The organism is Shewanella sp. 11B5, from assembly GCF_002836795.1.
GTDB classification, from domain to species: domain Bacteria; phylum Pseudomonadota; class Gammaproteobacteria; order Enterobacterales; family Shewanellaceae; genus Shewanella; species Shewanella frigidimarina.
In genome coordinates this window covers 1-1554 of sequence record NZ_PJAP01000843.1, presented here as the reverse complement: position 1 = coordinate 1554, position 1554 = coordinate 1, and the positions used below count along the sequence as shown (strand labels likewise).

The 1554-nt window shown below is 35.8% G+C and carries 1 protein-coding gene; it reads right to left on the bottom strand.

Annotated elements, in window-relative coordinates; translation table 11 throughout:
• Positions 1 to 950 precede the first annotated feature (950 nt).
• Entirely contained in the window at positions 951 to 1403 is a 453-nt protein-coding gene (locus CXF78_RS17015) for a DUF4878 domain-containing protein (protein WP_011636921.1), read from the bottom strand.
• Between the last annotated feature and the right edge of the window lie 151 nt (positions 1404 to 1554).

Sequence of the window (1554 nt, the reverse complement as noted above, 5' to 3'; positions counted from 1 at the left end):
TGATTCATTTTCTACTGATGTCTGTAAGACCTGTCATTTACTAAGAACTCATCAGCTTTAACTATTAATTCTAAGCCAAAAGCTTAGCTGTATGTGTTAAATGCTTTGATAGTGCAGGATGGGTGCTGGGCGTTATTTTTGAGTGAAGCTCTCAGGTGCTTCATTATGTTGTGCTTCGTCTTTTAAGGGCATTATTCTTTCAATAAATAATCAGAACTATAGGGTTTGAGTTGCTGTAATAGAGGCATTGTCATCGGCATTTAGCCTTAACAGCAGCGATGGAACCGTCGACTTGTGTCGCAATACGTTTGTACGTTGTCACGTCGAGCATGTTGTAATTTCTGAAAGACTTTCTGTTTTTTAGTGCAAAATCTCAATTTAAAGACACATTTAGACTATCCGCAAAACAGAACTGAAAGTTTTTCGTAATTGTGGTTTGAAAGTGATCTGACTATTGATATACTTAGCGCCAAGAAGAAAGTGATTGGTACTCTTCTCTCTGTAAGGCAAATGTCATCCCCCCAGCATTAACACGATGTCGTCAGTATTAAGGATTCAATATCGTGTTGTTGTTTATAAAAAGACAGGCCTACACCTACAAAACGACCTAAAAGATTGGAGTTATTATGGAAGTTCATGAATACGAAAACGCTTACTATCAAGTGAAAGATGACGTGTTAGAGTCTTTACCTTCTGACGAAGAATAAGACGATTGAACGAGCTGATTAATGCTTTGACAACTTAGTTGTTGCATTAAATACTCCGACAAAAAAATAAAAATAGCAGCCTAGGCTGCTATTTTTATTGGTTATTGCTAATAATCGGTTTTTTCAATAATACTTAAACATATCGCATAGCGGTGTATATCTGTAATCAGTGATAATTGTTTTGATCTTCCATCATGACTAAACTAAAACTAGCTAAGTTTGGTAATATGCTTTGACTCAATACTAACCTTCAATACGACCTTTTTCGGGTAATATTTCAACAATCACCCAGGTATTGCCTTGTTTATGCAGACGAATGGTTCGATCATCAATCCAATTTCTTCCACCTTTTAATCCTTGCATTTTAACGATGACAGTAACGTCGTCGGTAAATTTTCGGAAGAAGTCGATATCAATTTCATCAATAGACATCGTCACCTGTTTCATGGATAAGCCTAATACATGTCGTTGTACCGCTGATGCAATATGATAATGATCCATAATCTCTTGGATGTCAGGTGCGACAAACTTTTTAGCTTTCTCGACATCACGATCGACATAAATAGCTTCGAAGAACCCCAAAGAAACTTGTTCTGGTGTGAGTTGAGGTTGACCAAACTCATCTGATTGTCCGCAAGCGGTGAGAATGAACAGTAGAAGTACAGGCAATACTTTAATGGAATTCATTTTTAACATAAGGCTCTTTTTACAGCTGATATTATTATTTTTATCTAGTATCTCGATTTATGCTATAGCTTACAAGGATAGGCTCGATTTAAATAATATCATTATCAAAAATTGTAACGTAGAGCCTTAAATGCTCATATTTTGTAATATATTGAAAGTA